The following is a 12,932-nucleotide window of genomic DNA, read 5'->3' on the forward strand; positions in this document are numbered from 1 at the left end:
GGCTGAAAACATCAGCCCCAATGGTGACGCGGGGTGGAGCAGCCCGGTAGCTCGTCAGGCTCATAACCTGAAGGTCGTAGGTTCAAATCCTACCCCCGCAACCAAAGCAAGCCCAATGCAACCGTCCCGATTTGTCCGGTGACGTCCATGGGCGACCAATTCCTCAACGATATCAAATATTCTTACCCATCCCGGCACGCGGCCGAGCGTCCCGCTGTGTCCCCTTCCATGCACCCAAAGCCATTTGGAATGAATGACTTCGCGATGGGCTTCAATCCGCCGCGACCGCATGTCGCCGACCTGACGCTTCGCGCGCGTCGATCCAGTTTCCCGCCATTAGCGAACCCAGCGGACCGCGCTCGCCGTCCCAACTCCAAAACGCTCAGCTGCCGCGCGCCGGGATAAGCCATTATCAACCGCCGCAACTACCCGCGAGCGTAGATCCTCTGAGATGGACTTCGTCATGCCAGGCTGGCCTCCTGGTCCAGCTGACATGTTGAATCAGATTTCCCGCACCATGGGAATCCCCAGCGATTCAGTTAGGTCGGATTATGCTCTAGCAACACGTCGCGGAGAACGAAGGTCGCGGCCATGCGCTTCACCCCCGGCAACCGTTTTGCTAAAGCACACCGGAGAGGCTCGAAACTCTCCGGGCTGGGCGCCTGGATCCGCAGGCGATAGGACATGTCGTGGGTCACGAGCAGGCATTCGCGAACTTCGGAACAGCTTCGCACAGCCTCCTAGAAACGTGCGTGACAGTCATCGGCCTCAAGGTGCAGGCACACGTCCATGAGCATGTCGATCATGCGACCGGCGGCCGGGACTGTCATGATGCAACCTCTCGGGTAGGTTCCGTATCAGCAACTTGCCCGGAACTTGCTGCGGTCACTCTGACGAATGCACGCTCACGATCGCGACCGCTGCGATCCGGCCAGGAAATGACTTGTCCTTGCTGCAACCCGATCAGGCCAACCCCGACGGGCGTGAGGATCGATATTCGATGTGCAGCGATGTCCGCTTCGCCCGGATAATCCAGTTGCAGGATACAAGATGAACCATTTGCCGCGTCAACGAATTCGACGTGGCAACTCATCGAAACGGTGTTGGGGGGAAGCGTTCCGGTGCCGTGCAGTGTCGCGCGCGCCGACTCCGCGAGGAGGAGTTCAGCGACGGCTGGATGGCGATGCTCGGCCGCCAGCGCCAGAATGGCGAGAGTATCGGCCTCATCGACGATGAGGTGGATCGACGGCCGCTTGACCGTTGTCTTGGTATTCATGATGCTGCTATCCCGCAAGAGAGTGGCCGCTGTACAAGACAGCGGACGTTTCCTTGACATCCCCGGGCCAGGTGCACGCGGCACCGAACCCGGGGCTAGTTGCCTGCGAGAAGCTGTCCCTCGTGATGGGCGAACCGGATATGACGACGTGGTCCGTACATAGGCGCAGCAGCATGCCTTGCTCACGGCGGCGCGTCAAATTGGGTAAGCTTTGGCCTTGCGCCGAGATGATGAAGACAACCTTGGGCCGGAATGTTACAGAGCGGACATGATATCCTTGTTCTCTTCGAAGAAGCCTGAGTTTGCTATCGATTTCGGCACGGCGAATGTTCGCGTCGTTCATCGCTCCGAGGGCATCCTGTTCGATGAGCCGTCACTTTGTTGCTTCACAGGCCCATTCGGCGCGGAGCAACTTCTCGCCGCTGGAAAGACTGTCCGGGCGATGCTGGACCGAACGCCGAGCCACATGCGGATCAAGTATTCGCTTCGTCGCGGCGTCCTTCAGGATATCGATGCCGCTACGCACATGTTGCGCTATGCGCTTCGCAGTTCGATGGGGCGAACGCGTCGGGCTGGCACGCGCGTCCTGATCGGAGTACCTGCGGACGCCACGCAGGCAGAGCGCGCCGCGCTACTGACTGCAGCGAGCGACGCGGGAATCGACCCCGTCCGGCTTGTGCCCGAGCCGCTGGCGGCGGCGATCGGCGCCGAGCTTCCCATTCAGCGTCCTGCTGGCACCATGATTGTCGAATGCGGCGCAGGGACGAGCGAAGTAGCCGTCATCTCATTGGGCGGTATTTGCCGGACGCGCTCGGTTCGTGTCGGCGGCGCATCGCTGTCTCGCGCCATCGCCGACGACCTTCATCTGCGGCACAAATTGCTCATCGGCGATCTCACGGCAGAGCGCGTCATGGAAGAGTACAGCGACGTCAAGCAAAGCGCGGACCGTTCCTCATCCATCGAGGTGAAGGGCCGCAGTCTGCTGACCCAGATGCCCGCGGCGCTTTCGCTTTCCAGTACGGAGTTGGATCTCGTCGCGGAAAAGCATTTCCGCGTCATCATTGAGGCTGTGCGTCAACTTCTCAGCGAAACCCCGCCGGAGCTTAGTCATGACATTCTCGTGGACGGCATCGTTCTGACCGGTGGTGGCGCACTCTCCCCCCTGCTGAAATCGCTTATGTCCCAGGAAACCGGTCTTGCGGTGCATATCGCCGTCGACACGCGCGATTGCGTAGTCAAGGGCCTACAGGCTATGCTCCATTAAGATTGGCTTTAGCGGACTGGCTCCTCATAATACTCTTTGAGGAGCGGTTTGCCAGATTTGAACCATGTAGTCGGTTTTGCTGAAGCTGACCGCCGGGTTTGCGACAAATGTGCCGCTCGCGCCCATCAAGTTGTACGGAAGATTCTGATCCAATATCGGACGTTCATGCGGCGTGGGAGCACAGGCTCCGATCGCCATGACTGGCGGTGGAAAGACAGTCCGGTTTAGGCAGTGAGGGCAAGCTAGCAGCCGCTTCCAGGTTCAGCGTGATGCTCACATGTATTACTTTTTTGTGGCCTTCCATGTGCGTGAACGGCCGCTTACGCGAGAAGCTAGTTGTCGGCGAAATCGGATGCTCAAGTTTCGGGCGCCGCTTTACGTTAAACGAACAAGGCTTCGTTGCCCCTTCTAACGAGAAGCACGCTCATCGTGTGATGGCACCGTGATATCCAACCACTTAATGCGGAAGGTTTGCGCTTCCTCCGCCGATGGCTTTGTAAAGCGCTATCGCGTTGGACATCTCATCCTTTTGCACAGCGAGTAGGGTCTGCTGAGCGCTGTAGAGGCTACGCTGCGCATCCAGCAGGTCGAGGCGGCTGTCCACGCCGGCGCGAAACCGAAGTTTGGAAAGCTCAAGCCGGCGGTCCGCCGTCGCCACCACGGCAGATTGCTTGCTTGCCTGCGTCACGTAAGTTTCGCGCCCGGCCAAACCGTCGGCAACCTCGCGAAACGCAGTCTGGATCGCTTTTTCGTAATTGGCGACGGCGATCGATCTTCGGATCTTAGCCAGGTCGAGATTGGCCCCAATCTGTCCGCCCTGGAAGATCGGAGCGCTGACCGCGGGCGCGAACGACCATGAGCGATTGTCGCCTTTGAACAAGTCACCAAGCGCAAGGCTGGTAAAACCGAATGCCGCCGTCAGCGAAAGTCTTGGGAAAAAGGCCGCACGCGCCGCGCCGACGTTGGCGTTTGCCGAACGCAGTTCGTGCTCGGCCTGGAGTATGTCCGGCCGGTTGAGCAGGAGATCCGAAGGCAGTCCGGCGGCAAGCTGGCTGCGAACCGGCTGGTCGAGCAGTGCGATGGGAACCGGCAAATCGGAAGGAAGCGGAGAGCCTACCGCCAGAGTCAGCGCATTCGTCGCCAGCGCGAGTTCCCTGCGCCGCTGCGCCTGGTCGGCCTCGGCCTGTCGAACCAGCCCTTCGGCTTGAACCACATCGAGGTCGCCGTTCTGCCCCGCTTCCCGCAGCTTCCGGTTCAGGTCGAGCGAGGCCTGCCACCCGGTCAGGGTAGCCTGTGTCAGACGCAGTTGTTCCTCCGCCAGGCGTTCGGCAAGATAGGCTTCCGCGACGGTGCTGATGATCGTTATCCGGGCCGCCCGCCCGCCCTCGCGCGAGGCGAGATAGGTCTCGAAGGCGGCCTGGCTTTGCGACCGCAATCGTCCAAACAGGTCGATCTCGAAGCTCGAAAGCGCGGCCTGGGCGGTGAATTGCCCGAATTCGAACCCGGAGGCTTGCTTCGAATCGCTGCCGAGCCCGACGCCTGCCCCCGCTACGCCGGCCGGTTGCCGCTGCCTGGTATAGTTCCCTTGCGCCTCGACGGCGGGAAGCTGTGAGGCGCGCTGGACCTTGAACTGGTTGCGCGCGGCATCGGCATTGAGGAGGGCGATCCTGAGGTCCCGATTGTCGTTCAGCGCCGTTTCGATCAGCCGCTGAAGACGCGGATCGCCGAACATCTCCTTCCAGTCGAGTGCGGCATCACTGGCACCTTCTGTGGATGCGGCGCCCGCAAACACCGACGCGACAGGTGCGGTGGGAATATCCAGCCGCGGGTTCATCGAGCAGCCGGTAAGAACCAGGAGGGAGGCGAATTGGATATGGCGCATGGTTCAGGCTTCCAGGATTTCGGTTTGCGAGGTTCGGGGCTGGCGGCGCTTGCCCCGCTTCTCGATCAACCCGAGCACAACGACGAAGAACACGGGCACGAAGAAGATGGCGAGCAGCGTGCCGGTGATCATGCCGCCGAACACGCCGGTTCCGATGGCATGCTGGGTCTCCGCACTGGCACCGCCCGCGATCATCAGCGGCACAACGCCGAGCGTGAAAGCCAGACTGGTCATCAGGATCGGGCGGAGACGGGCCTTTGCCGCGGCTATGGCAGCCTGGACGAGGCCCATGCCCTCATCGCGATACTGTTTGGCGAACTCGACGATCAGGATCGCGTTCTTGGCCGAAAGCCCGATGATGGTGATGAGGCCGACCTTGAAGAACACATCGTTCGGCATGCCCCGGATCATGACGGCGGCAATCGCGCCGATCAGCCCGAGCGGCACCACCAGCATGACCGAGAACGGAATGGCCCAGCTTTCGTAAAGGGCTGCCAGCACCAGGAAGACGACCAGCATGGAGAAAGCCAGGAGCATCGGCGTCTGCGCGCCGGCCTGCTGCTCCTGAAGCGATTGCCCCGTCCATTCGATGGCGAACCCCGGAGGAAGCTGGGCGGCGAGCCGCTCCATTTCCTTCATGGCATCGCCGCTGGAGACCCCGGGCGCCGCACCACCCGAAATACGCATCGAGGGATAGCCGTTGTAGCGCACGAGTTGCAGCGGGCCCTGGTTCCAGACCGGGGTGACCACTTCGGAAAGCGGGACCATGCTGCCCTGCGCATTGCGCACGTTGAGCTCGAGCACGTCGCCCAGTTGCATGCGGTATGGTGCATCGGCCTGTACGATCACTTGCTGAAGGCGGCCCTGGTTGGGGAAATCGTTCACGTAGCTGGAGCCCATCGCGGCCGAGATCGTGTCGCTGATCGCCGAGAAGGACACGCCGAGCGCGCGAGCCTTCTGCCGATCGATATCGAGACGCACGTTGGTTCCGGCAGGCAAGCCATCAGGGTAGACGCCCTTCAACTTGTCGCTTTGGGCGGCGAGCGCGACGAGCTTGAATTGGGCGGCAAGAAGCGCGTCGAAACGCTGGTTCGCGCGGTCCTGCAAGCGAAGCGCGAAGCCGGATGAATTACCGAGTTCGTCTATCGCGGGCGGCATCAGGCTCATGATGGTCCCTTCTTTCACGGCGCCCATGGCCTCGGTCGCACTGGCGATCTCGTCTCGGACATTGGCGCCGTGGCGGTCTTTCCAATCCTTCAGGATGGTATAGGCCATCGCGGCGTTGGCGCCCGATCCCGAGAAGCCGAAGCCAAGGATGGCTTCGGTGGTTTTCACCCCGGCACGCGCGGCATTGTGTTTTTCCAGGGTCTTCACCGCCTCCAGCGTGCGCTGCGTGGTCGCGTCGGCAGGAAGCTGGAATGCCGTGAGGAAGTATCCTTGGTCTTCCTCAGGAAGGAAGGCCGAAGGCAGATTGACGAACGCGACGCCGAGCAGGCCCAGCAAGAGCGCGAACAGCAGCATCATTCGCCCGCTCCGCCGCAACAGGCGCGCAACCCAGGCTTCGTAACGTCCGGTCAGCCTTTCGAAACTGCGGTCGAACCACGCGAAGAAGCGGTTCTTCTGCTCGTGGCCGTCGACCGGCTTCAACAGCGTGGCGCACAGCGCCGGGGTCATGGAGAGGGCCAGGAAGGCGGAGAACAGGATCGATACCGCCATCGACAGAGCGAACTGCTGATAGATCACGCCCACCGAACCGCTGGCGAAGGCCATCGGGATGAACACGGCCGAGAGCACCAGCGTGATGCCGATAACGGCGCCGGTGATCTCCTTCATGGCCTTGCGAGTGGCATCCTTGGGGGACAACCCCTCCTCGGCCATGATCCGCTCGACATTCTCGACCACGACGATGGCATCATCAACGATGATGCCGATCGCCAGCACCATCCCGAACATCGTCAGCACGTTAATGGAAAACCCGGTGAGCAGCATGACCGCGATGGTGCCGAGCAGCGCAACGGGTGCAACGATCGCCGGGATCAACGTGTAGCGCAGCTTCTGCAGGAAGAGATACATCACCAGGAAGACCAGCACCATCGCCTCGGCAAGGGTCTGGACGACCTTTTCTATCGAGATCGTCACGAATGGCGCGGTGTTGAACGGCACCGACCACTCGACATCAGCCGGCATCGTGCGCGCCAGTTCCCGCATGCGCGCCTCGACCGCGCTTGCCGTCGCCACGGCATTGGCTCCCGGCGCAAGCTGCACCGCTGCGGAGGCGGCAACCTTGCCGTTCTCGCGCGTCGAATTGGCAAAGCTCTGCGCACCGAGTTCTACGCGCGCGACATCGCCTATCGTCACGGTCGAGCCGCTGGCTGCGGCCTTGAGCACGACCTCGCGGAAATCCTCCGGCGTCTTGAGCTGACCTTCCGCCGTCAGCGGGACCATCACGCGCTGCCCGGAAACGGCAGGCTCGGCGCCGAGCGCGCCCGGGGCAATCTGGATATTCTGCTCGGCGATCGCGGCGGTCACATCCGCCATGCTCAGGCCGTAGCCGATCAGCTTGGCAGGATCGATCCAGATGCGCATGGCGCGTTCGGCAGAGAAGTTCTGCACACGGCCGACGCCGGGGATCCTCTTCAATTCGGGCACGACGGAACGCGCCATGTAGTCGCCCAGCGCCGTCTCGTCATAGCGGCCGTCTGTCGACATCAGGCTGACGATCATCAGGAACCCGGATGAAGCGGATTCCACCGTAACGCCGGTCTGGCGCACGACCTGCGGAAGACGCGGCTCCACCGTCTTGAGGCGGTTCTGAACATCGACTTGCGCGAGTTCCGGGTTCGTGCCCGGCTTGAACGTGGCAGTGATCGTCGCCATGCCCGAGGTATCGGTCGAACTCTCGAAGTAGAGTAGATTCTTGACGCTGGAGAGCTCGCGCTCGATCAGCGCGACCACGCTGTCGTTCATCGTCTGCGGCGTGGCGCCGGGATAAGTCGCGTAGATGCTGACGGAAGGTGGCGCGACGCTGGGGAAACGCGCGATGGGCATTTGCGGGATGGCGATCAGGCCAACAAGGACGATCGCGATCGCCACGACCCAGGCGAAGACCGGGCGATTGATGAAGAACTGGGGCATTGTCTTTCCTTAGCCTCAGCGTGCCGAAGCGGCGGTGCCGCGCCAGGGAAGCGGCTTGACGGGCGTGTTCGGCTGAACGCGGTCCTGACCGACCACGACGACGGTTTCTCCCGCTCGGATCCCGGACAGAACGACATACCGACCGTCCACGACATCGCCGACCTTCACGGAGCGCGTATGGACGCGCCCCTGACTGTCGACGACGCCGACCTGTGCCTGGCCATTGCCGTCGCGGCTCACAGCCTGCTGCGGGATCGTAAGGGCAGAGGGCATATTCGCACGCGGCATGCGCGCGCGGACGAACATCCCGGGCAGCAACAGCTTGCCGGGGTTGTCTACCAGCACGCGGATAACGGCATTGCCGGTGCCCGGATCGACCGTGACATCCGAGAAGACTATCTGCCCCCTGACCGGATGGCCCCGACCCGATGCGGAAACGATTTCGACTTGCGCGGACGTGGCGGAATCCGTCCCGGACGAGGCCTCGCGCAGTTGTTCGAAGCGCTGGGCGGGCTGCTGTACATCGACATAGACCCGGTCGATCTGCTGCACTGTCGCCAGCGCATTGGCATCGCCCACGGCAACAAGCGCGCCTTCCGTGACGTTGGCCGCGCCGATCTGACCCGCAATCGGCGAAGTGACCCGCGCGAAGCCGAGATCGAGCCTGCGCCGGTCCAGCGTGGCATCGGCCTGCGCGACATCTGCGGCAGCCTGATCGCGCGCCATCACGGCATCGTCGTAGCTTTGCCGACTGATCGCATCGACGCCGATGAGCGGCTTCAGACGCTCGACCTGCACTCTTGCGCGATCGAGCGTAGCCTGCGCGCGCTTCAGCGCGGCACCGGCGCTTGCCGCATCGGCGCGGAAGGGCGCGGGGGCGATCTGAAACAGCGGTTGTCCGGCCCGTACCGCAGCGCCCTGTTCGAAGAAGCGTTGCTGGACTATCCCGCCGACCTGCGGCCGGATTTCCGCCACACGGTATGCGACCACGCGGCCCGGAAGCTCGTCGGTCAAGGCAACGGCGCGGGGTTCCACCTTGGCCACCAGCACCTCTACGGGAGCGAGCGGCTGCTCCGCCTGTTGCTGTTGGCACCCTGCGACGGCAACAGCCAGTGCGCTTACGGCGAGTGCAGCCGGTGCCGTCCAGAAACGCACACGCATGTATTGAAACTCCAAATTCAGTAAGCCCGATCGCGCTCTCGCTCAGTCAGGTTGGGCTTGCGTGGAGGTTTCGTGGAGGTTTCATGGACGGGACTGGAACCATCCGCCGTGAGAGGGCTATCGTCTGAAAAAGCGATACCTGCGAGAAATGACCGATGAATGCCCTGATCCTGATTGCGGAAGACGAGAGCGAGATCGCGGAGATCATCCGCGCCTATCTCGAACGTGAAGGGTTCAGGACGATCCATGCCGCGAATGGACAGACGGCATTGGAGTTCCATCGGGCCTTGCGCCCCGATCTCGTGCTGCTCGATGTGTCGATGCCTTGCGTCGACGGCTGGGGCGTTCTCGCCGAGATACGCCGCCGCGACCAGACGCCGGTCATCATGGTGACGGCGCTGGATCAAGACCTGGACAAGCTTCAGGCCCTTCGCATCGGCGCCGACGACTATGTCGTGAAACCGTTCAATCCTGTGGAGGTGGTTGCACGGGTAAAGGCCGTCCTCAGGCGCTCCGGCACCACCGATGCGGCAATTATCCGCATCGGGCAGCTGGAGATCGATATCGACGGCCATCGTGCAAGCGTGATGCACGGGGGACAGGCCGAAAACATCGGTCTGACGCTTACGGAATTTCGGTTGCTCGTGCACATGGCCCGCAATCCAACCCGCGTCTTCACCCGTGGCGATCTCGTCGATGCCTGCCTGCCGGGCGCCGAGGCGCTCGATCGGACAGTGGATAGTCACATGAGCAAGCTGCGCCGCAAGCTCGACCAGGCCGGCGCGACAGGAATGCCGGAAGGCGTTCGGGGCGTGGGATACCGCCTGGCATCTCACTCATGAGCAAACCTCGCAGCCTCAGCGCTCAGCTCGCCTTGACCATGGCCATGATGGTCGTCGCAATCCTGATCATTTCCATAGCCGTTTTCTACGTGGCTTATGACCTGCTGGAATACTTCAACCTCACGATCTTTCCAGACAATCTCCCGGACACGTCCGGTTGGGACCTCCTGATCCTGGGTGTGATCTGCATGGGCGGCATTGTCCTTGCCCTCATTTCTGCGATGCGCCTGTCGCGGCGCATAGTCCGCCCGCTTCATGCGGTATCGCTGGCCGCCGAGCGCATCGCCGAAGGGAAACTGGGCGCCCGGGCCGACACCGAAAGTGGTGGCCATGGAGAAACCCGTCTCCTCGTCGACAACTTCAACACGATGGCCGGCCGGTTGGAGCAGATGGCCGATGACATGCTGGCCTGGAATGCCCAGATCGCGCATGAACTGCGCACTCCGCTGACGATCCTCAAAGGACGGTTGCAGGGCGCGGCAGACGGCGTCTTCGAATTGGACGCGGTGATGATCCGCAGCCTGCTGGGACAAGTGGAAGGATTGCAGCGTCTGGTCGAGGACCTGCGCAGCGTCAGCCTGGGAGACAGTGGAAGGCTCGACCTGCGGATTGGCGAAATCGATCCAGCGACCGAACTCGAAGAACTGGCCCGTCTCGTGGAGCCCGGCCTCAAGAAAGCCGGCTTCAGGTTGAGAATGGACCTTATGCACGGCCGTGCCATGGTCGATAGAGCCCGTGTTCTCCAGGCGGTCATGGCCCTGTTCGATAATGCCCAGCGCTACGCTGATCCCTGCGAACTCATATTGATGAACAGATTCGAAGACGGAGCCCTGGTAATCCGCGTGATCGACCAAGGCCCCGGTCTTCCCCTCGACTTTGCCGACAGTGCCTTCCAGCAGTTCTCTCGCGGCCGGGATTCCGTCATGCAGCACCGCTCCGGGTCGGGGTTGGGACTGTCGGTGGTGCGGGCGATTGCACGGGCTCATGGCGGCAACGCGCGCTACGAGGCGAATAGTGGCAACTCGGCATTTGTCATCTCGATCCCTGCCGCGCGCTGACAAAGGCTCCCGTCCACGAAACCTCGACACAAGGCCCACGAGAGCACCACGCTCCGATGTCATTACGCTTCTGCAGGCGGCTTCAATCTTCCGCCAAGCCAAGAGGAAATGACTGTGTACAAACATATCGTTGCGCTGGCGCTTACCGGCGCCTTCCTTCCCGCCATCGCCCAAGCCCAGACCGATGCGCCCAGCTTTTCCGGCCCGCACGTCACTATCATGGCCGGCTGGAACCAAGGACAGGTCAAGGACGGCGCTGCTGGTCTGCCTGACCGCAAGAAGAGCAGCGTGAATGTTCGCGGTGCCGCCGGCTACGATGTTCCTATCGGCAACATGGCAATCATCGGCGCAGAGCTTGGCATCGGGACCGGTGGACGCGATGTCGTTTCGCGCAGCGGCACTTCTACTTATACCTCCAATCCCGGCATCACGCTCGATGCAACGGCCCGCGTGGGCATCAAGCCGACAAGCGGCCTTCTGCTGTTCGGCAAGGGTGGCTGGGCCTTCCAGCGGGTTCGTACCACGCTGGACACGAATACGGCGGATCTCTCACGCAAGAACGGCGAGCATGGCTTCCTTTGGGGCGGCGGTGCAGAAGTCGCGCTTACCCGAAATGTGGCTCTCAGGGCCGACTTTGACCGGGTCTCGTTCAACGATCATTACAAGCGCAACCGTGTTCTCGCTGGCGTGAACGTGCGTTTCTGAATTTTCCGGCCGGCTTGTCGAGTAGGCCACCGATCCCGACCAGCCGGCCTTTTCATTATGTTGCGACGTTGAAGGAAGCGCCTCCAGATTGAGGCTTGCAAGAACTGTGTTCGAATGGAACGCCGCCTAGCATGCGTCGCATCGGTGATTGTCCGCTACGACCAGCCCGATCGACTGCTTTAGGTGAGACCGGACGTTGACCGGCGCGGATGGGAACGACTTGGTTTGGTCGGCATGAGCCCCAAAGTCGCTCCTTCGAATCCTCTTCGGCAAGCGTTCTGCAGATGGCCAATGTGGCCATAGGAGAACGATCATGGAGATGCCTGAAACAGAACTCACCGCCACCAAGCGTCCGGTTTGGAATGCCGGAAGGACCGTGGGTGCAAAGCGGGCTCTGAAACCGAAGCAAATTTGGGAAATCCGCTTTTACCTCAATCAGCGCCGCCGCCTGCGAGATCGGGCGCTTTTCGATCTGGCGATCGATAGCAAGCTTCGGGGTTGCGACTTGGTGCAGATGAAAATCTGCGACATTGTCAGCGGCGGACAGATCCGAACGCGGGCAATCGTGATGCAGCAAAAAACGGGACGGCCCGTTCAGTTCGAACTGCTGCCAGATGCTCGAGCGAGCTTGCTAGCATGGCTCGAACGCCGGGGCGGCACGGTGGACGATTATGTGTTCCCGAGTCGAGTTGATCATAATGGGCATCTCAGCACTCGCCAGTATGCTCGGCTTGTCGATGAATGGGTGACAGGGGTCGGTTTGATCCGAAGCGAGTATGGCACCCACTCGCTTCGGCGAACGAAGGCATCGATCATCTACAGGGCGACCGGCAACCTACGGGCCGTCCAGATCCCTCTCGGCCACTGTAAGATAGAGAATACGGTGTGCTATCTCGGGATCGACGTGGAGGACGCGCTGGCCCTTGCCGAAAACACGGAGATCTGAACCCTTGGGCGCCCGTTTCCGGTAGAGAGCCGGACACGGGCGCCTGGGACCTTTCTGCCGTTCGCGGTGGCTCAGACATACGGCAGCTTACGATAGCAGCAGTCATTTATGAGCCACAGCTGAGCAGGGCTAGGGTCTGTTCATGGAGTTCGGCCGTTGCAGAGGCTAACACCGGGCCACCATTCTCGGCGCGCCCGCCATCCAGCGTCGTGACCACGCCGCCCGCCTGTTCGATGATGGGGATCAGCGCAACGATGTCATAGGGCTGGAGCGAAGGCTCCAGGGCGAGGTCGATGCGTCCCGCCGCGAGCATGGCCATCGCATAGGATTCCCCGCCGTAGCGCGTCATGCGCACAGCGCCGGACAGGCGCTCGAAGCCAGCTTTCAGTGGATCGTGATAATGTTCGGGGGATGTCGTGTGCAGGATGGCTTGCGAGAGTGATCCCACATCGCGCGTTGCGAGTTTAGAGCGGATGCCGTGCCGCTCGGTCCATGCTCCGTTTCTGTCGGCCCAGAAGCGCTCGCCGGTGAAAGGCTGGCTCATCATGCCGAGTTCGGCGCGGCCCGCATGGGTAAGGCCGATCAGGGTGCCCCAGACGGGGAGGCCGCAGATGAAGGGGCGCGTGCCATCGACGGGATCGAGCACCCAGCGGTAAGGGCCTT

Annotated in this window: 13 protein-coding genes and 1 tRNA gene; 6 read left to right on the top strand and 8 right to left on the bottom strand. The window is 62.0% G+C overall.

Going from position 1 to position 12,932, the window contains the following annotated elements; genetic code table 11:
* Positions 1–27: 27 nt before the first annotated feature.
* Positions 28–104, top strand: a tRNA-Met gene (locus tag ACI3K3_RS24445).
* 232 nt (positions 105–336) lie between these two features.
* Here ACI3K3_RS24445 and ACI3K3_RS24450 read toward each other — a convergent pair.
* From ACI3K3_RS24450 to ACI3K3_RS24460, 3 genes are all read right to left on the bottom strand, one after another.
* On the bottom strand, positions 337–495 hold the full coding sequence (locus ACI3K3_RS24450; protein ID WP_404918517.1) for a helix-turn-helix domain-containing protein: 159 nt from the start codon (positions 493–495) through the stop codon (positions 337–339).
* A gap of 44 nt (positions 496–539) precedes the next feature.
* Positions 540–734 carry an Lrp/AsnC ligand binding domain-containing protein gene (locus ACI3K3_RS24455; protein WP_404918519.1) on the bottom strand — a complete coding sequence of 65 codons (195 nt, stop codon included), beginning with the start codon at positions 732–734 and terminating at the stop codon, positions 540–542.
* A 92-nt stretch (positions 735–826) separates the two neighbouring features.
* Positions 827–1,276, bottom strand: coding sequence for a GreA/GreB family elongation factor (locus ACI3K3_RS24460; protein WP_404918521.1), 450 nt, complete (start codon positions 1,274–1,276; stop codon positions 827–829).
* 268 nt (positions 1,277–1,544) lie between these two features.
* On the opposite strand from ACI3K3_RS24460, the gene ACI3K3_RS24465 reads away from it, so the two are divergent.
* Positions 1,545–2,540: a rod shape-determining protein gene (locus ACI3K3_RS24465; RefSeq protein ID WP_404918541.1), complete on the top strand. Its 996-nt coding sequence runs from the start codon at positions 1,545–1,547 to the stop codon at positions 2,538–2,540.
* A gap of 24 nt (positions 2,541–2,564) precedes the next feature.
* On the opposite strand, the gene ACI3K3_RS24470 is transcribed toward ACI3K3_RS24465, so the two are convergent.
* The 4 genes from ACI3K3_RS24470 to ACI3K3_RS24485 all read right to left on the bottom strand — a co-directional run bounded on the left by ACI3K3_RS24470 (position 2,565) and on the right by ACI3K3_RS24485 (position 8,718).
* Positions 2,565–2,738: a hypothetical protein gene (locus ACI3K3_RS24470; protein ID WP_404918523.1), complete on the bottom strand. Its 174-nt coding sequence runs from the start codon at positions 2,736–2,738 to the stop codon at positions 2,565–2,567.
* A 259-nt stretch (positions 2,739–2,997) separates the two neighbouring features.
* Positions 2,998–4,422: an efflux transporter outer membrane subunit gene (locus ACI3K3_RS24475; RefSeq protein ID WP_404918525.1), complete on the bottom strand. Its 1,425-nt coding sequence runs from the start codon at positions 4,420–4,422 to the stop codon at positions 2,998–3,000.
* Positions 4,423–4,425: 3 nt separating this feature from the next.
* The gene (locus tag ACI3K3_RS24480) at positions 4,426–7,557 is read right to left on the bottom strand and encodes a multidrug efflux RND transporter permease subunit (protein ID WP_404918527.1); all 3,132 of its coding nucleotides are present in this window, start codon (positions 7,555–7,557) and stop codon (positions 4,426–4,428) included.
* Positions 7,558–7,572: 15 nt separating this feature from the next.
* Positions 7,573–8,718, bottom strand: coding sequence for an efflux RND transporter periplasmic adaptor subunit (locus tag ACI3K3_RS24485; RefSeq protein WP_404918529.1), 1,146 nt, complete (start codon positions 8,716–8,718; stop codon positions 7,573–7,575).
* 155 nt (positions 8,719–8,873) lie between these two features.
* On the opposite strand from ACI3K3_RS24485, the gene ACI3K3_RS24490 reads away from it, so the two are divergent.
* The 4 genes from ACI3K3_RS24490 to ACI3K3_RS24505 all read left to right on the top strand — a co-directional run bounded on the left by ACI3K3_RS24490 (position 8,874) and on the right by ACI3K3_RS24505 (position 12,269).
* On the top strand, positions 8,874–9,560 hold the full coding sequence (locus tag ACI3K3_RS24490) for a response regulator (protein ID WP_404918531.1): 687 nt from the start codon (positions 8,874–8,876) through the stop codon (positions 9,558–9,560).
* Positions 9,557–10,618, top strand: a complete 1,062-nt coding sequence (locus ACI3K3_RS24495) for an ATP-binding protein (RefSeq protein WP_404918533.1) — start codon at positions 9,557–9,559, stop codon at positions 10,616–10,618. Before ACI3K3_RS24490 ends, ACI3K3_RS24495 begins: the two co-directional genes overlap by 4 nt.
* Before the next feature lie 108 nt (positions 10,619–10,726).
* Positions 10,727–11,323 carry an outer membrane protein gene (locus tag ACI3K3_RS24500; RefSeq protein ID WP_404918535.1) on the top strand — a complete coding sequence of 199 codons (597 nt, stop codon included), beginning with the start codon at positions 10,727–10,729 and terminating at the stop codon, positions 11,321–11,323.
* Between the two features lie 313 nt (positions 11,324–11,636).
* Positions 11,637–12,269, top strand: a complete 633-nt coding sequence (locus tag ACI3K3_RS24505; RefSeq protein ID WP_404918537.1) for a tyrosine-type recombinase/integrase — start codon at positions 11,637–11,639, stop codon at positions 12,267–12,269.
* A gap of 106 nt (positions 12,270–12,375) precedes the next feature.
* On the opposite strand, the gene ACI3K3_RS24510 is transcribed toward ACI3K3_RS24505, so the two are convergent.
* Positions 12,376–12,932: inositol monophosphatase family protein (locus ACI3K3_RS24510; RefSeq protein WP_404918539.1), on the bottom strand; the 557-nt coding region annotated here is incomplete at its 5' end.

The organism is Novosphingobium sp. ZW T3_23 (assembly GCF_044987305.1).
Classification (GTDB): domain Bacteria; phylum Pseudomonadota; class Alphaproteobacteria; order Sphingomonadales; family Sphingomonadaceae; genus Novosphingobium.